The sequence below is a fragment of the Pseudomonas sp. XK-1 genome (genome assembly GCF_038069885.1).
Lineage (GTDB): Bacteria > Pseudomonadota > Gammaproteobacteria > Pseudomonadales > Pseudomonadaceae > Aquipseudomonas.
Genome location: NZ_JBBPES010000003.1, coordinates 149861 through 172379, shown reverse-complemented (window position 1 = coordinate 172379; position 22519 = coordinate 149861). Strand labels below are relative to the sequence as shown.

At 61.8% G+C, this 22519-nt stretch carries 17 protein-coding genes; all 17 read left to right on the top strand.

All coding sequences use genetic code 11. The annotated features are described in order from the left end of the window. Nucleotides 1–127: 127 nt before the first annotated feature. Entirely contained in the window at nt 128–1807 is a 1680-nt protein-coding gene (locus tag WMW70_RS09185) for a DUF1302 domain-containing protein (RefSeq protein ID WP_341437214.1), read from the top strand. 12 nt (nt 1808–1819) lie between these two features. Further along, the gene (locus WMW70_RS09180; protein ID WP_341437213.1) at nt 1820–3184 is read left to right on the top strand and encodes a DUF1329 domain-containing protein; all 1365 of its coding nucleotides are present in this window, start codon (nt 1820–1822) and stop codon (nt 3182–3184) included. Nucleotides 3185–3250: 66 nt separating this feature from the next. Then, entirely contained in the window at nt 3251–4696 is a 1446-nt protein-coding gene (locus tag WMW70_RS09175; protein ID WP_341437212.1) for an FAD-binding oxidoreductase, read from the top strand. Nucleotides 4697–4708: 12 nt separating this feature from the next. Further along, nucleotides 4709–6016 (top strand): (Fe-S)-binding protein, encoded by a 1308-nt coding sequence (locus tag WMW70_RS09170; protein WP_341437211.1) that lies wholly within the window; start codon nt 4709–4711, stop codon nt 6014–6016. An 11-nt stretch (nt 6017–6027) separates the two neighbouring features. Next, entirely contained in the window at nt 6028–7701 is a 1674-nt protein-coding gene (locus tag WMW70_RS09165; protein WP_341437210.1) for an FAD-binding oxidoreductase, read from the top strand. Nucleotides 7702–7742: 41 nt separating this feature from the next. After that, nucleotides 7743–9161, top strand: coding sequence for an aldehyde dehydrogenase family protein (locus WMW70_RS09160; protein WP_341437209.1), 1419 nt, complete (start codon nt 7743–7745; stop codon nt 9159–9161). Next, on the top strand, nt 9158–10693 hold the full coding sequence (locus WMW70_RS09155) for a class I adenylate-forming enzyme family protein (RefSeq protein ID WP_341437208.1): 1536 nt from the start codon (nt 9158–9160) through the stop codon (nt 10691–10693). Before WMW70_RS09160 ends, WMW70_RS09155 begins: the two co-directional genes overlap by 4 nt. 77 nt (nt 10694–10770) lie before the next feature. Further along, nucleotides 10771–12108, top strand: coding sequence for an NmrA family NAD(P)-binding protein (locus WMW70_RS09150; protein WP_341437207.1), 1338 nt, complete (start codon nt 10771–10773; stop codon nt 12106–12108). A gap of 703 nt (nt 12109–12811) precedes the next feature. Further along, nucleotides 12812–13900 (top strand): WD40/YVTN/BNR-like repeat-containing protein, encoded by a 1089-nt coding sequence (locus tag WMW70_RS09145; protein WP_445942127.1) that lies wholly within the window; start codon nt 12812–12814, stop codon nt 13898–13900. 4 nt (nt 13901–13904) lie between these two features. Further along, nucleotides 13905–16385 carry an efflux RND transporter permease subunit gene (locus WMW70_RS09140; protein WP_341437205.1) on the top strand — a complete coding sequence of 827 codons (2481 nt, stop codon included), beginning with the start codon at nt 13905–13907 and terminating at the stop codon, nt 16383–16385. A 132-nt stretch (nt 16386–16517) separates the two neighbouring features. Continuing rightward, on the top strand, nt 16518–17711 hold the full coding sequence (locus WMW70_RS09135; RefSeq protein WP_341437204.1) for an MFS transporter: 1194 nt from the start codon (nt 16518–16520) through the stop codon (nt 17709–17711). Nucleotides 17712–17729: 18 nt separating this feature from the next. Further along, the gene (locus tag WMW70_RS09130; protein ID WP_341437203.1) at nt 17730–18320 is read left to right on the top strand and encodes a malonic semialdehyde reductase; all 591 of its coding nucleotides are present in this window, start codon (nt 17730–17732) and stop codon (nt 18318–18320) included. Further along, nucleotides 18317–19093 carry an SDR family NAD(P)-dependent oxidoreductase gene (locus WMW70_RS09125; protein ID WP_341437202.1) on the top strand — a complete coding sequence of 259 codons (777 nt, stop codon included), beginning with the start codon at nt 18317–18319 and terminating at the stop codon, nt 19091–19093. The genes WMW70_RS09130 and WMW70_RS09125 overlap by 4 nt, the downstream gene beginning before the upstream one ends. A gap of 14 nt (nt 19094–19107) precedes the next feature. Beyond that, entirely contained in the window at nt 19108–19689 is a 582-nt protein-coding gene (locus WMW70_RS09120) for a cupin domain-containing protein (RefSeq protein WP_341437201.1), read from the top strand. Then, complete coding sequence (locus WMW70_RS09115; protein ID WP_341437200.1) at nt 19686–20669, top strand: fumarylacetoacetate hydrolase family protein; 984 nt, start codon at nt 19686–19688, stop codon at nt 20667–20669. The genes WMW70_RS09120 and WMW70_RS09115 overlap by 4 nt, the downstream gene beginning before the upstream one ends. A 10-nt stretch (nt 20670–20679) precedes the next feature. Then, complete coding sequence (locus WMW70_RS09110) at nt 20680–21678, top strand: NAD-dependent epimerase/dehydratase family protein (protein WP_341437199.1); 999 nt, start codon at nt 20680–20682, stop codon at nt 21676–21678. Beyond that, the gene (locus WMW70_RS09105) at nt 21665–22450 is read left to right on the top strand and encodes a cyclase family protein (RefSeq protein WP_341437198.1); all 786 of its coding nucleotides are present in this window, start codon (nt 21665–21667) and stop codon (nt 22448–22450) included. Before WMW70_RS09110 ends, WMW70_RS09105 begins: the two co-directional genes overlap by 14 nt. The last annotated feature ends 69 nt before the right edge of the window (nt 22451–22519 follow it).

Below are 22519 nucleotides of genomic sequence, written 5' to 3'. Positions count from 1 at the left end.
TCCGCATCCCCATGGATAACCGAAATACCCACTCCCATACCGGCTTTGCCTTACCCGGTACGGGGAGCGGTTATGCAAGAAAGCGTAAGAAGAGCTGACACACAAGAACAATAAGAGGGTTACTTCGATGGCTACTCACAAGATCGCCGCGTCGCGGCGTGCACCCTTCACTCTGAGCCTGGCGGCCAGCCTGGTGCTTGGTGCCAATGCGGCCCAGGCGTTTCAGATTGATACCGGCAATCCGGACCTCAGCCTGCGCTGGGACAACACCCTGAAGTACAGCGCGGCCTGGCGTCTGCAAGACCCTAGCGACAAGCTCAGCGACGGTTCAACTGCTCTCAATCAGGATGATGGTGATCGCAACTTCGACAAGGGACTGATTTCCAACCGCTTGGATATTCTTTCCGAGTTAGATATCGGCTACCGCGACTTCGGTGCACGCATCAGCGGTGCCGGCTGGTACGACACCGTGTACCAGGATGACAACGCCAACAATGATCCGTCGCGCTCCAACCAGCGTTCGGTGGCTTACGACGAGTTCACCGACGATACTCGCCACCTGCATGGCGGCGACGTCGAACTGCTCGATGCGTTCGTCTACTGGAACGGCGAATTGGCCGAGCGCGCACTGTCCTTGCGCCTCGGTCGCCACGGCCTGATCTGGGGGGAAAGCCTGTTCTTCGGTGCCAACGGCATTGCTGGCGGCATGGCCCCGGTGGATGCAGTGAAGGCACTCTCGGTGCCCAATACCCAGTTCAAGGAAATCACCCGCCCGATCAGTCAGCTGTCGACCAGCTATCAGCTGACCGACGAGCTATCGATCGGTGCGTACTATCAGTTCGAATGGGAAGAGACCCGCCTGCCTGGTGCCGGCAGCTATTTCTCTACCAGCGATACCCTCGGTGAGGGTAACGAGCGCCTGATCATTGGTGCTCCCTTCCCCGATTTTCTCGGCGGCAATGCGGACAGTCCGGCAGCCTTCTTCCATGGCAAGGACAAAAAGGCCAAGAGCTCGGGGCAGGGCGGCCTGCAGTTGCGCTATTCGGCAGATAGCGTCGATTACGGACTTTATGCCATCCAGTATCACGATAAGACGCCCAAAATCTACCTCAAGCCGAGCGCCAGCGGGCCTGACTTCGCCACTGGCCAAGTCGGCGAGTACTACTGGGTTTATCCAGAAGAGATCAGGGCGCTGGGCGCAAGCTTCACCAGCACCGTGAACGAGTACAACTTCGCGGGCGAAGCCTCGCTGCGCTGGAATATGCCGCTGGTTTCCAATGGCCAGACGGTGTTGTCGGATATGGAGGCCGACAATGATGATAATCCGCTGTACGCCGTAGGCCGCACCGCTCATGTCAACCTGAACGTGATCGCCTCTCTGGGGCCGTCCTTCATCGCCAGGGAGGCCAGTCTGACTGGTGAGATCGCCTGGAACCGTTTGCTCAGCGTGACCAAGAACCGCAATGCGCTGGATCCCAATGCCACCGATGATGGGGTGGGCCTGAGACTGGTCTACACGCCGACCTATCGTCAGGTGTTCCCGGGCGTGGATCTGAGCGTGCCTATGGGTATCAGCTACTTCCCTATGGGCAAGTCCTCGGTCATCGACGGTTTCGGCCCGCACAAGGGCGGCGATATGAACATCGGGGTCAGCGCCACCTATCTGGATCGGGTGACCTTCGGCCTGACCTACACCCACTTCTATGGCCCTGAGGACACCACCCTCGATTCGGCCAGCCACTTCACATTCAAGCAGTCGCAGAAAGATCGGGATTACCTGGCCTTCTCCGTCAAGACCACCTTCTAAGAGGACTTGTCCATGGCTACTCAGTACAAACTCAAGACCTTTTGCTTGGCGCTGTTTGGCACCCTGACGCTGAGCGCACAGCCCTTGATGGCCGCCGGAATCGAAGAGTTGGGCAAAAGCCTGACGCCTTTCGGTGCCGAAAAAGCCGGTAACGCCGAAGGCACCATTCCGGCCTGGGACGGCGGCTACACCACTGTCGATCCGACCTTTAAAGTAGGTGGCAAGCGCGGTGATCCCTTCACTGCCGACAAGCCGTTGTTCAGCATCACCGCGCAGAATCTGGATCAGTATGCAGACAAGCTGAGCGAAGGCACCAAGGCGGTCTTCAAGCGTTATCCCGATACCTATCGTATCGATGTCTATCCGACCCGCCGCACGGCCGCCGCGCCGCAATGGCTGTATGACAACACCATCAAGAACGCAACCCGCGCCAAGCTGGTCGACAGCAGCGCCGGGCCGATTCCCGAGGGTGCCTACGGCGGTATTCCCTTTCCCATCCCTAAGAATGGTGACGAGGCGATGTGGAATCATCTGCTCAACTGGCGTGGTACCTCGGTATCCATTGATACCCGTCACTATCTGGTGACGGCCGATGGAACGCAGGTTATGACAACCGACGGCAAGGCCGCGCAAGAAATGCCCTACTACTACCAGGATGGCTCGCCAGAGACCTTCAATGGTGACTACTGGTTGATCCGCCTGCTCAACGTCGGTCCGCCGCTGCGCGCAGGCGAGCAGATCATGGGACGCGTCAACCTCAATGGCGACAAGACTCAGGCCCATGTCTATCTGACTGGTCAGCGTAGGGTGCGCAAGTTGCCCAACGCCTGCTGTGATACACCAACACCGGCCACCGCTGGGGTCATGACCTTCGATGAGCTGAGTGTCTACTCGGAGCGCCTCGATCGGTTCAAATGGAAGTTGCTGGGTAAGCAGGAAATGTTTATCCCCTACAACGCCAACAAGGTGCAGACCGCTGCGAAACCTGGGGATGTGCTCGACAAGCACCACTTGAATCCTGACTACGTGCGCTGGGAATTGCATCGCGTGTGGGTGGTTGAAGCGGAACTGGCCCCCGGCAAGCGTCACCAGATGCCGAAATCGCGCTACTACCTGGACGAAGATACCTGGCAGGCCATGCTCGGCGACCGCTGGGACGCCAACGGCCAGCTGGCCAAAACCCTCTGGTCGTTGCCGGCGGTAATGCCTGACATTCCTGCCGTCGCGCCGTTGACCAGTGGCTTCTATGACTTGGTTTCCGGCTCCTGGTTTGTCCAGAGCCTGTATGCCGGCAAGGAGTCGCAATACGGCATCGTAGATCGATACAAAACATCTGAGTTCCTGCCAGCGGCGATGGCAGGAAGAGGCGTGCGCTGACGCCTCGAGAAACGGATGGGGCGTTTGCCCCATTCATTCGTATCGAACTGATATCAGGAGAATGGTATGAGTGAGGTTCTGCCTGCTCACATACAGTGGATCGACGACGCCATGTCCTGTCGAGCCTTCGCATCCGAGCTGCATGGCAAGGAAGGCTGTACGCCAAAAGCGATCGTACAGCCGCATAGCACCGAGGATGTCGTGGCATTGCTGGGTTGGGCGAATGCAACCGGTACCAGTATCGTGCCCGTTTCATCCACGGGCACTCGTCGGCGCGGCGACACGCTGCCGAAACGCGATAACACGGTAATCGCCGACTTGTCCGGGATGAAAAAACTTATCCACGTCGACTCGCGCGACAAGATCGCAATCATCGAGCCAGGCGTCGATTTCGGCACTATCGACAGTTTGCTGGCACCGCATGGTTTGCGTGCTTTTCGCCCCCTTGCACCCCGTGCCGGCAAGTCAGTGATTGCCAGCTACCTAGAGCGTGAGCCGATTCTCGGTGCCAACGACCATTGGGATGTCGGCGACCCATTCGGCGGTACAGGCGTCGTGCTGGGAAATGGCAAGTACGCACCGACAGGTGGGGCTGCCATTGAAGGCACATTGGCCGAGCAACTGGGGCGTGGTCATAGGCACATGGTGCCCGTGGGACCGATCAACCTCGACATACTGCGAGTGATGCAGGGTGCGCAGGGCAGCCTGGGCATCATGACCTGGGCGGCCATCTACTGTGAGCGCATTCCCTCGCTTGAGGAAAGCTGGTTCCTGACTGCCGACTCATTGGAACCGGTCATCGAGGTTGCCGGTGAGCTGCTTATGCGGCGTCTGGGCAATAAGGTCTTTATCGTCGACCGGGTGCAGTTGGCCCTGCTGCTCGCGCCTGACCAGGCGACATTCCTGCGGCTGATGGATGCATTGCCCAAGTGGATTCTATTCGTCAGCCTGAGCGCGCATCAGTATGCCCCGAGAGACAAGATGGCGTGGCAGCTGGAGGAGCTCAAGGCCTGTGGTGCGCATCATGGCCTGCAGCCGCAGCAGGCAGTAGCCGGTCACTGTGCCAACGATCTCGCCGGCATTCTGCGTAGCTCGGAGCAGTCGTTCTTTCGTGACCGTGTGTTCGGCAGCCACTTGGAACTGTTCTTCCTGCAACAACTGGATCGGCTCGACAGCTTCCCGCCTCTGGTGCGCAACTGCCTGAACGATAACGGCTTCTCCAGTGTTCCCGTGGGTACATACATCCAGCCTATGGCGCAGGGCAGCTATTGCCATGTCGAGTTCACCTTGCCGTGCGGGCTCGATGCGTTCACGACGCACGGCAAGCTCGCCGACGCGTGGCGCTCGGCTGCCGAGCGGTGTGCGGACGCGGGTGGGTTCTTCAGTCGGCCCTATGGCGAGTGGACGGATATTGCGTTCAGCCGCGCTGCTGATATCCATCCACTAATGAGCATGACCAAGTCCATTTTCGATCCGGGCAATGTGATGAGCCCGGGACGCCTCCCTTATTGAAAGGTACGAACCATGATTACGTCTCAGCCTCTCGCGGAGCGTCATGATTTCCTGGCGCGTTGTACTCGCTGTTCGCAATGCAAATTTGTGCCCACCATCAAAAGCCAACGCCATGCCTCTGCGTGCCCGAGCATGGACTACGGACAGTTTCACGCGTTCAGTGGTGGCGGCCAGTTGATCATGGGCTACGGACTGCTCAGTGGTGATGTCACCTGCAGTGAGGAACTGGAGCAGGCTGTCAGTAGTTGCACCATGTGTGGCAATTGCGACATTTCCTGCAAGGTCAACTTTGCCGAAACCGTCGAGCCTCTGGACTCGCTCTATGCGCTACGCGCCAAGCTGGTCGCTGACGGTCATTCTCCTGCGGCGCATGCCCGGACGATGGAGAACATTCGTGCCACGGGTAACCCCGAGGGGCATCCGCGTGTCGATCGGGGCAATTGGGCGTTGGGGCTGACGCTCACCGCCTGTGATGGCGCTCCTGAGGTAATGCTGCATATCGGCAGCCAGCTCGCCTATGACCCGGATCGCTCGAGCTCCCTACGAGCCGTGATCGAGGCGCTCGATGCCAGTGGCGTGGCTGTGGCCCACCTCGGCGACAGCGAGGACTCCAGCGGCGGTCTGGCGTTCGATCTGGGCTATGTGGATGACGCCAAGGCATTTGCGCAGCAGATGGTCGAGAAGGTTGCAGCTTCCGGTGCCGCGACGCTGGTGACGTTCTCGGCTGCTGCCCTGGCCGCCTTCCGTGCCATCTATCCGCGTCTGGGGCATACGTTCCAGCAGGTTCGCGTGCTGCACTACACCGAGTACCTGCAGGAACTCGTACAAGACCATCGCCTGCGTATCAGACCGCAACAGCGCGTTTCGGACAGCCGCGTTGCGTACCACGACTCCTGCAAGCTGGGACGCCTGAGCGAGCCCTGGGTACCCCGTGATCTGCAATTGGACAACCAGATGGGAGGGATTTTGACCTCCCGTGCGCCACACAAGCTGCGTTTCGGTCATGGCGGTTGTTATGACGCGCCGCGGGCTTTGCTCGGGCATCTCGGCTTCGAGGTCATCGAGTTGGAGCGCAACCGTGGTTCCAGTTATTGCTGCGGTGCTGCTGCAGGTGTTCCACAAGCCCTGCCTGAAGCGGCTGAGCTCGCTGCGGCCAATCGGCTCGCAGAGTTGCGTGATGCCAATACCTCGACATTGGTCAGTGGTTGCCAGGGCTGTACTTGCCACCTTGGCCGCAATGCCGCTGCCGACGTACAGGTTCGCGACCTGATTGATCTTCTGGCAGATGCCCTCGAGCCAGTCACAACCACGCGTCGCTGAAGGAGAGCATGATGAGCAAACGTATAACCTTGCCCGCCGATGTGCGCCGTGAGTTCGAGCAGATTCTGGGGGCTCGCTTCATCAGCGACAGTCCGGCAATGCTTTCGGCATATGCCTGGAATACCGGTGTTGGCAAAATCCCAGGCGACAAGAAATTCGCCAAGGTCTGGCCGATAGCGGCCGTTCTGCCGTCGACCGTCGAAGAGGTCGCCGCCGTCGTCAAGTGCTGCCTCAAGCACGGCCTGAGCTACAAGGCGCACTCCACCGGCTATGGCTCGATGAGCCATGTGCCGACGCCAACGACGGTGGCCATCGATTTACGGCGCATGAACGGGCTGGAAATCGATGTAAAGAATCGCATGGCGATCATCGGCCCCTATGTCACCGCCGGCATGCTGCAGGCCGAGGCGCTCAAGCATGGCCTGACTTGCCATATCGTCGGGGCAGGCCCGGCACATTCGCCATTGGCCTCGGCCACTTCGCTCATCGGCGTTGGCATCACCTCCCAGGGTACCAGCGCGAACATGCGCAATCTGCTGTCCTGGGAATGGGTAACGCCTGAGGGCGAGATTGTCCGTGGTGGCTCGGCGGGAAGCGGCTGTGGATGGTTTTCTGGCGAGGGCCCGGGGCCGGGTGTACGCGGCATGATCCGTGGCTTCTTTGGCGGCGCTGGCGCACTGGGGGTATTCACCCGTATTGGCTACAAGCTCTATCCGTTACCTGTGCAGAAGCCCCTGCAAGACACCGGTGCCTTGCCGCAAATCGGCATGGCGCTGCCGGAGAACTTCGGTTTCTACCAGGCGGTCTGGCCGGACTGGGAGAGCCAGCGTGCGGCGTCGTTCGAGCTGGTCGATGCCGGCATCTGCTTCGCCATCTTGCGCATGCCGCCCGACCATATCGGTTGGACGGTGACGGGCACCAATGCCGAATACGTGGAGCTGGCTCAACGCGGCGAGCTGCCGGAGGTGGCCCGGCCCGATAGCGACAAGAACTGGACATTGCTGACCGTCTCGCGTTCGAGCGCCGAGCAGCAGTGGCGAGATGCTGTGCTCAGGGACATCGTCCAACGTACGGGCGGGCGTTTCATCGAAGTGTCCCAGGCGCATACCGAGGTGCTGTTGCGCAACCTGCTGACCTCGCAGTACGTGCCACGGGTCATGCGGCCTTCCGGCGGTATCACCACCTCGTTCGGCGTACTCGACTCCTTCCATTTTCTGCCCAGGGCCATGGAGGCGGGCGAGCAGAGTCTGCGTGGCGAGAACCGCCCCAATGGCCGACTCATCGAAGGTGGGCGCGAAGAACAGTGGGTCTGGCCTCATGAAGGGCGCTACTTCTGGGCGGAAAACATCATCAACTTCAACCCGGCGGAAAAGCCCGCGCGGGTCGCGGCCGCCCGTGCATTGCTGGAGCACTTTGCCGTCAGCTGGAAGGAGCCGGTCGGCATTCTCGCCCTGGGCGTCGGCCCGATCATGGATCTGCAGGGTGACAAGATCGGCGCGCCGCAGAACTACATTCGCCAGCTCAAGAAGCATCTCGATCCCACCGATGCGTCGAAGTCCAAGGACTTCGTGATCGTCAACATGCCCAAGCTGCTCGAGGCGGCATTGCCCAAGCTCAAGCCGGTTTTGACCTCTTCCCCCGTTCTGGGGCTGATGGCGCGCGCGATCGCTTCAGAGGGCATGTGATCTACCCATTTCGCTGACAAGAACAAGAAGGAGTTTGCAGCATGTCCGAAGTCCCTTATGCCATGAGCATCAATGGCCAGCGGGTGTTCTCTGGCGAGACCGCTCAGGCTATCAATCCTGCTACCGAGCAGCTGATCTGCGATTTCCCCATGGCTTCACGCGAGCATCTGGAGGCGGCGGTCGCCGCGGCGAAAGCGGCGTTTCCGGCCTGGGCGGCGACTCCGGTCGAAGCCCGGCAACGAAGTCTCGAGGCCCTGGCCGATGTCATCGAGCAGAACCAGGAAGCCTTCATTGAGCTTCTGATCACCGAGCAGGGCAAAGGCCGGGGTGGTGCCGAGTGGGAGATCGGCGGTGCCATCCACTGGTGCCGGGAAATCGCCAAGCAGCGGCTGGAGGAAGAAGTCGTCCTGCGTCAGGGCGACGAGGAAGTGGTGACCCGCCACACTCCCATCGGGGTGGTGGGGGCCATTACGCCCTGGAATTTCCCTTTGCTGCTGGCGGTCTGGAAGATCGCACCGGCACTCATGACCGGCAATACCCTGGTGCTGAAACCCTCGCCCTTCACGCCGCTCTGTACGCTCTGGTTCGGCGAATTGGCACAGGCCGTGCTGCCAGCAGGGGTGTTCAACGTGGTTTCTGGCGGCAACGAACTGGGCCAGTGGCTGACCGAACACCCGGATATCGGCAAGATTTCGTTCACGGGTTCTACCTCCACGGGGCGGCGAGTCATGCAAAGTGCAGCGTCCAACCTGAAACGTCTGACACTCGAGCTGGGTGGTAACGATCCGGCCATCGTCTTGCCCGATGTCGATCCCAAGGCCGTGGCCAAGGATCTGTTCTGGGCCTCCTTTGCCAATAGCGCGCAGTTCTGTGTGGCCAGCAAGCGTCTTTATATCCATGAAGATATCTACGATGAGTTGGCGCGCGAGCTGGTTGCCTATGCGCAGGGTGTGAAGCTGGGCAACGGTATGGAGCCGGATACTGAGCTCGGGCCGCTGCAGAACCGCATGCAATACGAAAAGGTCTGCGACCTGCTCGAAGACAGCCGCAGGGCAGGGCACCGCTTCCTGATCGGCGGAGAGGTGGGCAGCGGGCCGGGTTTCTTTATTCCCGTCACATTGATCGACAACCCGCCGGAAGATTCGCGTTGCGTCGTCGAGGAAGCGTTCGGGCCGGTGCTGCCACTGCTGAAATACCGCGATCTGGATGATGTGATCGCCCGTGCCAATGACACCCCCTATGGTCTGGCGGCGTCGGTCTGGGGGCGTGATGTCCAGGCTGCGGAGCGCGTGGCGCGGCGCATCGAGGCCGGTACGGTGTGGATCAACCAGGCTCATGTGTTTTCCCCAGGCTTCGCGTTCGGCGGGCATAAACAGTCAGGGTTGGGCATCGAGAACTCGCTGCATGGCCTGGCCGAATACACCAACATGCAAACGCTGATGCGCAAGGTGCTGCCATGAGCGGCATGAGCATGCCGACCTCGGTCGGCACCTTCATCCGCGAGGCCGCGATCCGTTTTGCCGACAAGACCGCGCTGGTGTTCGAGGGTCAGACGTGGTCGTTCAAACAGCTCGACGATGCCTCTTCACGGGTGGCGGCCTACCTGCAGAGTCTGGGCGTAGAACGCGGTCAGCGGGTTTCCCTGTATTCGCCGAACTGCAGTGAATGGGTGATCGCCTATTACGGCATTCTGAAGATCGGTGCCGTGGTCAATCCGCTCAACCTGATGCTGACGCCGCAGGAGGCTGCCTACGCCATGAAGGATTGTGGCGCTGTCGCGGTGTTTGCCTGTGCCGAGCGCATTGCGCAATTGTCTGGCGTGCTGGCTGACACTCAGATTCGCCATTGCATCGTGTTGAACGGCGAGCCACCTGCCGACGTCATCGATCTGGCGCGTATTCTCGAGCAGAGCCCGAGCGCGTTTCTGCCACCTGAGATACAGGCGGACGAGATCAGCACCATCGGCTACACATCCGGCACTACGGGTTATCCCAAGGGCGCGGTGTTGACTCATCGGGCCATTCTCATGAACACCGCCATGACCGCGACGATGCATGGCCGCACTGCGCTCGACACGGTGGTCAGCGCACTGCCGTGCTCGCACGTCTACGGCAACATCGTGATGAATGCTGCCATGGCCTATGGCATGACGCTGGTGCTGCACAAGACCTTCGACGCGCAACGGGTGCTGCAGAGCATTGAGCAGCATCGGGCGACGCTGTTCGAGGGCGTGCCCACCATGTACATGTATCTGCTCGGCTGCACCTCGTTGGGCGACTACGACCTCCGCTCACTCACGCGCTGCACCGTCGGTGGGCAGACCATGCCTGAAGCCAAGATGCAGCAGGTGGAAGCCGCCCTGGGCTGTCCGCTTATCGAGCTCTGGGGGATGACCGAACTCGGTGGGCTGGGCACCACGCACAGCCTGTACGGGCCGCGCCGCCATGGCTCGATCGGTGTGCCATTGCCTCACCTGGAAGTCCGTGTAGCGAATAGCACAGGCACCGGCGAGGTCGTTCCCCTAGGTGAAGTGGGCGAGTTGCTGATCCGCGGACCCATGACGATGAACGAGTACCTCGGTCAGCCCGAGGCGACCCGCAGCACCCTCGATGCCGATGGCTGGCTACACAGTGGGGATCTGGTGCGGCAAGACGCGGAGGGCTATCTGTACGTGGTCGATCGCCTGAAGGACATGATCATCACCGGGGGGTTCAACATCTATCCGGCAGAGCTCGAGCGAGTGATTGCCGAATACCCGGGGGTGGCGCTGGTTGCGGTCGGCAGCATCGCCGATGAGGACAAGGGCGAGTTGGCCAAGGCCTATATCGTTGCTCAGAACGGTGTGGCCCTGAGCCTGGAAGGGCTCGATCGACATTGCCGTTCGCGTCTCGCCGCTTACAAGGTGCCCAGGGCCTATCAGCTGGTCGACACACTGCCGATGACCAGCAGCGGGAAGATTCTGCGGCGCATGCTCCGCACCCTGGATGCATGACAGAAGCTGCCGGCCTCTGATGGCCTTGCCCCCGCTCAAGCCAATCCCCTTAATCTCCTCGACGATCAGGACTCATTATGTCGAACGTACTGTGCAAGCCTGTTCCGCAAAGCGTGGCAATTTTCGGTGCCAGTGGTCATATCGGTGGGCCGATGGCGCGTTACCTGCAGTTCCATGCACCCCAGGTGCGGCTGCGTCTGATCGGCTCAAATGCCGACAAAGTTGAAATACTCCGAGAAAACTTCCCGGGTGTGGAAGTCGTGCAGGCCAATTACTTCGATCAGGCCAGCCTGGACGCGGCGATGGTCGGCATGGCCGGGGTGATGGTGCTGACCACCACCGGCTTACGCGAAGAGCCCGCGATGAACAACCTGGTGGCCGCCGTGCGCAAAGCCGGCTGCCTGACCCACATGATCCGTGTCGTCGGCGTACAGCCCGACAGCAACCCGCGGCGTATTCCACAGGCCCTGCGTGATTACGGCCTTGGCCTGGAAATTCAGCACCCGATCGCCCGGCAGATTCTCGATGAGGCCGAGCTGCCCGTGACCTACCTCAATGTCGGTGCCAGCTACATGGATAACTTCCTGCGCATGGTGCCATCGATCCAGAACGACTTGCTGCCCTGGCCGGATCGCCTCGTACCCTACGTGGACCCGCGCGAAGTTGGCGAGGCCGCGGCACGTCTGATGCTGTCGGACGATGCGCGCCACATCGGGCAGTTCTACACCCTGAACAATGGCGATACACCACTGCGTACCTCGGAAGTCGCGCAGCTGATGACCAAGGTGTTTCTACGGCGCATTCACCATGATGGCAGTCGCGAGGCGCTCGACGAGTACTTCAAACCTCTGGTCGAGGCCGGGCTGTTGCCGCCGCAAGTGCCGGAATACCTGTGGAATTTCTTCCAGTATGAAGAGGCCAATGCCCCGGTCTGGGTGCCCAATCAGTTCCTTGAACGGGTGCTGGGACGCAAGCCGACGACTCTGCGCGCCTGGTTGCAGGAGCATCGCCAGCGTTTCGATGTGGACGAGCCCTTGCCAGCGCTCGTCGACGCGCCAAGCGGCGGTCAGGGCATGGATAAGAAGGATAGGGAAGATTCGCTTATCGACGGTGTTTGGCAGTGCGCCGTCAGTACCCCGGTAGGTAAAGAGCCTTATGAACTCCATATCAGCACGGGGCCAGAGGGCACCTTGCGTGGCGAGATGAGACACCTGAAAAACGGTAGCGTCATGCCATTGCTCAATGGCCGGTTCAGCGGCAACCAGCTTGCCTGGTCCCTACAGTTGCTCAAGCCGTTCAAGGCCACACTCAAGGTCGAGGTAAGCGTGGAGGGGCATGCGCTCAGTGGCCATGCCCGTACCGGGTTGTTTGGCAAGGCGGCCATCCGGGGTATGAAGAACCCCTCAATCGCCTGACTTCGGACGGTCCACCGGCTGTTATCTCTCAGCCGGTTGCCCATGCGGGGCATTCTGAATGTGCGGCCAACGATGCCTTTCAGTAGCCCTGCATCAGCGGCACGAACATGCCTGTCCTACACCTGGCGCTTGCGCCCTTTTTGTACGCCGTAGCAAAACCGTCCTCCAAAGTAGAGGGCGCTGCACAGGCGGCAGGCGTGAGCTCCCTAACAGTTTTCACGCAGCAGGTGAGGCACACGACTACTGAATCGTTCATCACGGCCTCGGCAATGTCCTTATGCCTTGCCGGCTGCTTTGGTTGAATGACTCTGCAGTCGATGAAGCCATCTCTTCGTCAATGTTGGACGGCCCTAGCTGGGCGTCATCCTCGGTGTATACGTTAGTTAACCCTCTGCCCAGCCTTCGGCATGTACCGGTTTGAGTTTATTTCAGGTATCGCGTTCGCCGATAGGTCTCATCCCAATAAGCGATTAGTCAGAGATATCCAGGCACGTCAACCTTTGACCGTCGATCAGGTTGAACGCGTCTGGCGATGTCATCCCGGCATAGCGACTTAAAAAGGGTCGCGCTGCCTTGCCTGCCGGTGATGGCCTACTAAAAGTTCGCCGACAAGAATAATAAGAGGGTTTGTGAGATGACCGTCCATAACATCGCCGCACTGCAGTGCGCGCCTTTCATTCCAATTTCCCCCCCCGCGTTGTCGTTGAGGCTAATTCATTGGTTGGGGTGCCTTCTATTGGCCCTGGCCTCTCCCCTGAGTCAGGCCCAGAGCGGGCTGGCTGTCGGTGATGTGCTGAGCACTGCCGCATTGCAGGTCGCACGGGCCGAGCGGGCGGTATTCATCGACCTTGCTCGTGCAGGGGAGCGCCTGGTGGCGGTCGGCGAGCGTGGTTTGATTCTGCTCTCGGACGACCATGGGCAGAGTTGGCGTCAGGCGAGCGTACCGGTTTCGGTTGGTCTCACTGCCGTGCAGTTCGCCGATACCCGCAATGGCTGGGCTGTTGGCCATGCAGGGGTGATCCTGGTGACGCGTGACGGCGGCGAATCCTGGCAGGTACAGCTCAATGGACGCCAGGCCGCGAAGATTGAACTGGATACGGCGCGTCGTGAGCTGGCCGGTACGCTGGATATTGGTGCAGCCGAGGTGCGGGTGCAGACCGCTGAGCGCCTGCTGGAGGAGGGGCCGGACAAGCCATTTCTCGCCCTGGCCTTCACCGACGCTTCCCATGGTTTGGTCGTAGGTGCCTACGGTTTGGCGTTCCGTACCGAAGACGGCGGTGCTACCTGGCACTCCGTGGTCGGTCAGATCGACAACCCAATGGGGTTGCATCTCTACGCCATTACTCGCCTGGGCGACGACTGGTTCCTGGCGGGCGAGCAGGGTTATCTGGCCCGCTCCGAAGACCGTGGTTGGTCTTTCCAGGAACTCGACAGCCCATATTCCGGAACATTCTTCACCCTAGCCAGCGCGCCGAACCATGTGCTGCTGGTCGCAGGATTGAAGGGGCACGCCTTCGTCAGCCACGACCGCGGCGACAGTTTCGAGCAATTGCCGGTTCGGGTACCGGTGTCCTTCAACGATGCCACGCGCATGGATGATGGCCGGGTCGTTCTGGCCAATCAGGGCGGCATGCTGTTTCGCCAAGGGCGGAACGGAAGGCTGCAGCCGTTCGGCAAGCCTCTGGGCGTACCACTTTCCAGCTTGATCCAGGCTGCCGACGGCAGTCTGGTATTCGCAGGCTTCACGGGATTGTCCCGTTTGTCGCTGCATGACATCCCCGACTCGGAGTGAGGCCATGACCATCCGCAATCCATTTCGCACTGGCGACGCCTCGCTGGCCGGCTTCGATGTGAGCTCCGGTAATCTGATTGAGCGTGCGCTGTTCAACAACAGGCCCTGGGTGCTCCTGCTATGCCTGATGGCCACCCTGTTCCTCGGCGTGCAGGCGACTCGTATCGAGCTCAATGCCAGCTTCGAGAAGATGATCCCCACCGTACATCCGTACATCGTCAATTACCTGGACAACCAGAAGGAACTGTCGGGTCTGGGTAACTCGTTGCGCATCGCTGTGGCCAACCGCCAGGGCGATATCTACGACGCCGAGTATCTGGCCACGCTGCAGGCCCTCAGCGACAAGATTTACCTGCTGCCGGGGGTGGAGCGCGCCTTTATGAAGTCACTGTGGACGCCAGCGACGCGCTGGGTTTCAGTTACAGAGGAGGGGCTGGATGGCGGGCCGGTGATTCCGGGCGGATACGACGGAAGTCCGGCGACCCTGGCAGAACTGCAGCGCAACGTGCAGTTGTCCAACGAGATCGGCCAATTGGTGGCCTTCGACCAGCGTTCGAGCACTATCTACGTGCCCCTGCTGGCGCGTACCAGCGACGGCCAGCCGCTCAATTACGCGGCGCTTTCGGCCGAACTGGAGGCCCTGCGCGAGCAGTACCAGAGCGATGCCATCGATATCCACATCACCGGATTCGCCAAGAAGATCGGCGATCTGATCGAGGGCCTGGAGCAGATCCTGATGTTCTTCGCCGCCGCGATCCTGATCACCGCCGGCGTGCTCTATGCCTACACCCGCTGCCTGCGCAGCACGCTGCTGGTGGTGCTCTGCTCGCTGGTGGCGGTGCTCTGGCAGTTGGGGCTGTTGCCGCTGCTGGGCTACCAGCTCGACCCCTATTCGGTGCTGGTGCCGTTTCTGGTATTCGCCATCGGCATGAGCCACGGCGCGCAGAAGATGAACGGCATCATGCAGGACATCGGTCGCGGCATGCATCGCGTGGTGGCTGCGCGCAACACTTTCCGCCGCCTATTTGTCGCGGGGCTGACGGCATTGCTCAGCGACGCGGTCGGTTTCGCCGTGCTGATGTTCATCGACATCCCGGTGATCCAGGATCTGGCCATCTCCGCCAGCATCGGCGTCGCCGTGCTGATCGTCACCAACCTGATCCTGTTGCCGATCCTGCTCTCCTACCTGGGCGTCAGTCCGGCTGCAGCACTGCGCAGTCTGCGCGACGAGCAGGAGGTGGGCGGCCGCATGGCGCGCCATCCTTTGTGGCGCCTGCTCGATCTGTTTACCCAGCGGCGCTGGGCCAGCGTTTGCGTGCTGGTGGCCGCCGGCCTGGCAGCGGGTGGATACCTGGTGGGTACGAACCTGAAGATCGGTGACCTGGATGCAGGTGCCCCCGAGTTGCGCGCTGATTCACGCTACAACCTCGACGATTCCTTCATGAACCGCGCCTTCGGTGCCAGCAGCGATCTGTTCGCCGTGATGGTGCGCACTCCGACTGGCGAATGCGCACGCTACGACATCCTGCGCAAGGTGGACGCGCTGGACTGGCAATTGCGTACCCTGCCGGGCGTGGATTCGACCAACTCCCTGGCACAGCTCAACCGACGCATGCTGGTCGGCCTCTCCGAAGGCAGCCCCAAGTGGTACGAGCTGCAGAACAACCAGGCGATGCTCAACATGATCACCGCCGGTGCACCGCGTGGCCTGTACAACGAGTCCTGCAGTCTGTTGACGCTTTATGTTTACCTCACCGACCACAAGGCCGAGACCCTGGCCGGCCTGGTTGACCATGTTGAGCGCTTCGCTGTGGCCAACAACAGCGACGACGTGCAATTCATGCTCGCCGCGGGCAATGCGGGGATCGAGGCGGCCACCAATATCGTGGTCAAACAGGCCAACCGCGAGATGCTTTTTTGGGTCTACGGCGCGGTGATCCTGCTGTGCCTGATCACCTTTCGCTCCTGGCGTGCAACCCTCTGCGCCATTGTGCCGCTGATGCTGACCTCGATCCTCTGTGAGGCGCTGATGGTCTGGCTGGGTATTGGCGTCAAGGTCGCCACCTTACCGGTCATCGCACTCGGGGTGGGCATCGGCATCGACTATGCGCTCTATGTGATGAGCATGCTGTTGGTCTATCAGCGTCAGGGCGCGAGCCTGTCCGAGGCTTATTACCGAGCGCTGGTTTCCACTGGCAAGGTGGTGATGCTCACTGGCGTGACCCTGGCCGTCGGCGTCATCACTTGGCTTTTTTCTCCCATCAAGTTCCAGGCCGACATGGGCGTGCTGCTGGCCTTTATGTTCGTCTGGAACATGGTCGGCGCACTGCTGCTGTTACCGGCGCTGGCCTACTTCCTATTGCCCGCGCAGCGCCATGCCGACGCTGTCGGGCAGTCGAGCCCAGATATTGCCGCCACCCAGCCAACTAGCAATCAATTCAGCGTATCGCGTGCCGAACGTGCGGATGCCGTCGCCAGTCATTGATCGAAAAACAACAAGAGAGAGACGTCATGAAGCAACTGAGCCTGCTATTGCATGAATTCTGGTCGGACCTACCTGAGGCCATCAGCTGTTGCGGCGAGGCGTTCTACGCGGTGGCGCGCGAGGAGGCTGGCTATGGCCGTTGAACGTCAGGCCGGGCTGCCGCAGTCCATCCTGCTGCTGTTGGGCAGTTGTCTGCCGGTACTCGGCGCGGTGTTGCTGGCACCGATTCTGCCGCGTATGCAAAGCCACTTCGCCGATACCGCGGGCGCTGCCGCGTTGGTGCCCATCGCTCTGACCATTCCGGCACTGATGATCGCATTGCTGGCACCCTTTGCCGGGATGATCGCCGACCGCCTCGGGCGCAAGCCGCTGTTGCTGGGCTCCATGGCGCTCTACGGGGTCTTCGGCTTGTTACCGCTGTGGCTGGAGTCACTGCCGGCCATAGTGTTGAGCCGTGCGGGGTTGGGGGTGGCGGAGGCGGGCATCATGACCTGCTGCACTACGCTGATGGGCGACTATTACAGTGGCCCTCGCCGCGAACGTCTTTTTGCCCTACAGACCGTTGCGTCTTCCTTTTCTGCGGTGGTGTTCATCACCGCCGGTGGAATGTTGGGCCAGGACGATTGGCGTGTGCCCTTTATGTTGTATGCGTCGGGCCTGGTGTTCATGCCGATCATGGCCTGGGCACTCTGGGAGCCGCAGAAGCCCGCGGCAGCCAAGTTCGTCGAGCCCGCTCAACTATTCCCCTGGGCCGCGCTATTGCCGCTCTACGTGCTCAGCCTGCTGGCAGGTATCAGCCTGTTCATCGTGCCGGTACAGGTTGGCTACCTGCTCAATCTTCTCCATGTCGACTCGCCACAGCAGATTGGCATGACCATGGGGGCCAATCAGTTTGGGGTGCTGGCAGGTGCCTTGAGTTTCCGCCTCTTGGGCTCCATACGTTCGGCTCGTTTGCTGCTGCTGGCGTTCGCCATTGCCGGGGTGGGTGGACTCATGATGGCCAGCGCCAATAGTCATGCGTTGATGGTCTGGGCCGTGCTGGTCAATGGCCTGGGCATTGGGCTGATGCTGCCCACCCTGATTACCTCGGTGATGGTCGAGGTGGCCTACCAGCAACGCGGTCGCGCTACCGGGGGGTTCATGGCTGCGCTGTTCGCCGGTGAGTTCGTCAGCCCGCTCGCCGTGCTCTCCCTTAGCGGCGGCGCTGTCGTGGAGCTTCCTAGTGCTCTTGCGGTGGTGGCATGGGGGCAATTGACGATCGCCCTGGCATGCCTGGTGATCCCGCGCCTGTTTCGCCCTTCGATAGCGTCGGCCCCTTCCCTGTGATTCACCAAGGATTCACTTATGAACGAGACTCTAGATAGCGCAACCCTCGATCAGCTATTTCTTACGGCACGCTCCCATAACGCCTGGCTTGACCACGACGTATCGGACGACCAGCTGCAGCAGTTGTATCGATTGTTGCGTCAGGGACCGACCAGCAGCAATTGCTGCCCGGCGCGCTTCGTCTTCGTGCGCAGCACCGTAGCCAAGCAGCAACTGCTGCCGGCGCTCAAGGGCCACAACGGCGAGAAAATGTTGCAGGCCCCGGTGACTGTCATCGTCGCCTTCGACAGCCAGTTTTTCGAGTTCCTCCCCGAACTCTTCCCGATCTACGACGCCGCTGCTCCGTACCGCGACAATCCGCAGGCCGCGCACACCGCCGCCCTGCGTAACGGTAGCTTGCAAGGTGCCTACCTGATGCTTGCGGCCCGCGCCCTGGGCCTGGATTGCGGACCGATGTCCGGCTTCGACAACGCCCAGGTGGATGCGGCGTTCTTCGCCGATGGTCGCTGGAAAAGCAACTTCCTCTGCAGTCTCGGCTATGGCGATGTCAGCCAGTTGCGGCCGGCCGGCCCGCGTCTGTCGTTCGAGGAGGCGTGCCGAATCCTATGAATAGCTCACTGTTTTCTCTTGAAGGGCAGGTTGCCCTGATCACCGGAGCCACCCGCGGCATCGGCCTGGCCATTGCCCGTGCCTACGGGCGCGCCGGTGCAAAGCTGGTGATAAGCAGCGAGAACCAGGCCGATTGCGAGCGTATCGCGGCAGAGCTGGCCGGGGAGGGCATCGAGGCTTGTGCGCTGGCGGCTGACCTCGCCGACCAGGCCGCCGTGCAGGCACTTGCGGACGCCGCGCAGGCCCGTCACGGCCGTATCGATGCCCTGGTCTGCAATGCCGGCGTGGCCCCGCATCTGGGACCGCTGGCCAGTGCCAGTGCGGCGGACTGGGAGCTGACCATGACCGTCAACCTGCGCAGCGCGTTGTGGCTGACCAATGCCCTGCTGCCGGTGATGGCCGAGCAGGGCGGCGGCAGCGTGGTGTTGATGGCCAGCATCGCCGGCGTGCGCGGCAATAAAGGGCTCGGCCTGTATGGGCTGTCCAAGGCTGCGCTGGCACAACTGGCGCGCAACCTGGCGGTGGAGTGGGGGCCGCGTAATGTGCGGGTCAACGCCATCAGCCCCGGGGTGATTGCCACCGAATTCGCCCGCCCGCTGACCGACAACCCGGCCGTGATGGACAAGCGCCTGGCGCTGACGCCACTGCGCCGTGTTGGCGTGCCCGCAGAGGTCGCCGCCCTGGCTCTGCTGCTGGCTGCGCCGGGTGGGGCATTCATTACCGGACAGAACCTGGTCGTCGATGGTGGCACCACCATCGGTGACGGCAATTGATCGAGGAGACGTATATGCAACAACTTCCCGGTTTCAAGCGCGTGGTCACCGGCCACGACGCCCAAGGACAGGCGGTAGTCGCCATAAGCGGGCCCACGCCGAACAACTTCCCGCTCAAGGCGGTGCCTGGCACGGTGTTCTATGAGGTGTGGAACAGCAAAGCCAGCCCGGCCGTGCTGGACAATGGCGACGATCCTACCCATCAGCCCCTGCAACTGAGCCCCATGCCGCTGGGCAGCGTGATCCGCGTAGTGGATATCCCGCCGGACAGCGTGCAGAACCAGGTCAGCGCCGCCGATGCCGCAGCCGCCTTTGCCGAAATCGGCCAGGCCCACGCCGGCACCGGCCAGGCCGACTCCAAGCACAAATTGATGCACCGCACCGAGACCCTCGACTACGGCGTGGTCACCGATGGCGAGGTGTGGCTGGTACTGGATGGCGAAGACGTGCACCTCAAGCGCGGTGACATCGTCGTGCAGCGCGGTACCAATCATGCCTGGAGCAACCGCACCGAACAGATGGCGCGGATGGTCTTTATCCTCCTCGACGGCCAGTACGCCGCCGACATCGCAGCCTTGCACGGAGTACGTTCATGAAGTTGGCAACCCTGAACACCGGCAGCCGCGACGGACGCCTGCTGCTGGTCTCGCGTGACCTCAGCCGCGCGCTGGACGCCGGGCATATCGCCGCCACCCTGCAACTGGCCATCGAGAACTGGTGGAGCGTCGAAGCCGAACTGCAGGCGCTGTACCGCGAGCTTAACGAAGGCCGCGCCGAGGGTGCCTTCGCCTTCGATCCGGCCGCTGTCATGGCACCGCTGCCGCGCGCCTACCAGTGGCTGGATGGCTCGGCCTTTCTCAACCATGGCGAGCTGATGCAGAGGGCCTTTCATCTCGACCCGATCGACGGTGCCGAGACCACGCCGCTGATGTACCAGGGTGCCGGCGACGATTTCCTCGGTGGCCGCGACGACATTGCGCTACCTAGCGAGAGCCAGGGCATCGATTTCGAGGGCGAGTTCGTCGTGCTGGTCGACGAGGTGCCGCTGGGCTGTCCGGCTGAGCAGGCGGGTAGCCATATCAAGCTGATCCTGCAGATCAACGACGTCAGCCTGCGCGCCCTAGCACCGAGGGAGATGAAAACCGGCTTTGGCTTCCTGCAGGCCAAACCGTCGTCCAGTTTCGCCGCCGTGGCGGTGACCCCGGACGAGCTCGGCAATGCCTGGCGTGACGGCCGTGTGCACCTGCCGCTGCAGGTGGAGTGGAACGGCAAATGGTTTGGCAACCCCCATGGCGGGGCGATGAATTTCAGCTTCCCGCAACTGATCGCCCATGCCGCACTGACACGGCGTTTGGGGGCCGGCACCTTGGTCGGCTCCGGCACCGTATCGAATGCCGACCGCGACGTCGGTTCGGCCTGCATTGCCGAGCGCCGTGCCATCGAGATGATCGAGTACGGCGCACCACAGACCGGCTTTATGCGTTTCGGCGACCGTGTGCGCATGGAGGTGCTGGATGGTGACGGACAATCGATATTCGGCGGCATTGATCAACGTGTCGTAGCGGCCGCCGGCTAAGGAGAGCGCCATGCGCGTAATGGTCACAGGGGCCAATGGATTCGTTGGTCGGGCGCTGGTGCAGCGCCTGCTGGAAGCGGGTGAGCTGCGTGGTCAGCCGATCAGTGTGCTGATGCTGCTGGACAAGGATCTGCAGGGTTTTTCCGAGGACAAGCGGCTGCGTCGCCACCATGGCAGCGTCACCGACGCCGCCTTGTTGCGTCGCGCCATGGCCGATGGCATCGATGTGGTGTTCCACCTGGTGAGCATTCCCGGTGGTGCTGCCGAGGAGCAATACAGCCTCGGCTACCAGGTCAACCTGCTGGCCAGCTTGGAGCTGCTCGACCAGTTGCGCGACCAACCCGGCGCGCCGGTACTGGTGTATGCCAGCAGCGTGGCGGTGTATGGCGGCGAGTTACCGGCGCGGATGGATGAAAGTGCCGCGCTGCGTCCCGAGCTGAGCTATGGCGCGCACAAGCTGATGGTGGAAACCGCACTCAACGACCTGGCCCGGCGTGGCGAGGTGGACGGTCGCGCGCTGCGCCTGCCCGGTATCGTCGCCCGCCCGCGCGAACCCAATGGCCTGCGTTCGGCCTTTATGAGCGACCTGCTGCAAGCCTTTGCCGCCGGCGAGCCCTATCGCTGCCCGGTGTCGGCAGAGGCCAGTTGCTGGTGGATGTCGCTGCGCTGCTGCGTGGACAACCTGCTGCACGCAGCCGAGCTGGACGGCAGCAGCCTCGGCCAGCCCAGGGTGTGGCAATTGCCGCTGCTGCAACTGTCAATCGCCCAAGTCATCGATGCCCTGGCCAATGCCTACGGCCAGGAGCGCCGTGGACTGATCAGCTTCGCCCCGGATGCCGGATTGCAGGCCCTGTTCGGCAGCGCTCCGGCGATGAAAACCCCGCAGGCCCGTGGTCTCGGTTTTCGCCACGACGGCTCGGCCGCAGCTATGGTGCGCAATGCCCTTAACCTTTCGTCTTCGGCACGCCGTGCGCGGGCTGGTGGAGTGACTGCTAATGCAACCGTCTAAACGCCGTCTGGTGGACCTTTCCGTCACCCTCGACAACAACCCCCATACCGACCCGCCGCCCTTGTTGCCGAAGATCGACTACATGGACCACCAGCAGGGGTGGCCGGAGATGGCGGCGATGTTTCCCGGTCTGTCCAAGGACCAGTTGCCCGGCGACGAGTCCTGGGCCGCGGAGCGCCTGAATATCACCACCCACAGCGGCACCCATATGGATGCGCCCTGGCACTACGCCTCGACCACCGATGGCGGCAAGCCGGCTTTCGGCATCGACGAACTGCCGCTGGACTGGTGTCTGCAAGCGGGGGTGAAACTGGATTTCCGCCACCTACCGGATGGCCATGTGGTGACCGCCGCCGAGGTGGAAGCCGAGCTGGCGCGCATCGGTCATGCGCTGCAGCCGCTGGACATCGTCCTGGTCAACACCCGCGCCGGTGCGCTGTTCGGCCAGCCCGGCTACCTGGAAGCGGGTATCGGCATGGGCCGCGAGGCCACCCTGTATCTGCTGGAACGTGGCGTGCGCGTGGTCGGCACCGATGCCTGGAGCTGGGACGCACCGTTCAAGTACACCCGCGAGCGCTTCGCCGCCAGTGGCGATGCTTCGATCATCTGGGAGGGGCACAAGGCCGGGCGCGATATCGGCTACGGCCAGATGGAGAAGCTGGCCAATCTGGACAGCCTGCCGGCCCATGGCTTTCAGGTGTCGTGCTTCCCCTACAAGATCAAGCACGCCTCGGCCGGCTTCGTCCGCGCCGTGGCGATTTTTGAGGAATAAGCCGAGGCGTACGTGGGGCGCGTACTTCCTCGCGCTGCGCCTGCCCTGAGCCGGTCGCGGACTCAGGGT